This is a genomic window from Alcanivorax sp. HI0007 (assembly GCF_001635525.1).
GTDB lineage: Bacteria > Pseudomonadota > Gammaproteobacteria > Pseudomonadales > Alcanivoracaceae > Alcanivorax.
The window spans coordinates 1-258 of sequence record NZ_LWEJ01000065.1; the positions used below are offsets into that span (position 1 = coordinate 1).

General features: G+C 59.7%; 1 protein-coding gene. It reads right to left on the minus strand.

Annotation, left to right across the window (positions count from 1 at the left end; translation table 11 throughout):
* Positions 1 to 258 (minus strand): HipA domain-containing protein (locus A3714_RS17480; protein WP_197463352.1); only part of this gene is annotated, 258 nt, incomplete at both ends.

Below are 258 nucleotides of genomic sequence, written 5' to 3' on the forward strand. Positions count from 1 at the left end.
TCGTAATCCAGGCTAGGCGTCCGGAAATCCGCATCCAGCAAGCCACAGGCACTGTGCATATGGAGTCGACCTGCCTTTTGGGGATGGCTTACCCAATCGAACCGCTTTACCCCAAGCCAGGCACGGGCACCACTTTGCTCTGGCGCCTCAAACAATCGCCACTCAGGCGGCTCCAGCCCCAGCTTTCCGGCCAGGTGCAGATAGACCGCTTCACAGAGCCCTTCCTCATGGCCGAGGGGCAGATTCCTGGAGGTAAAC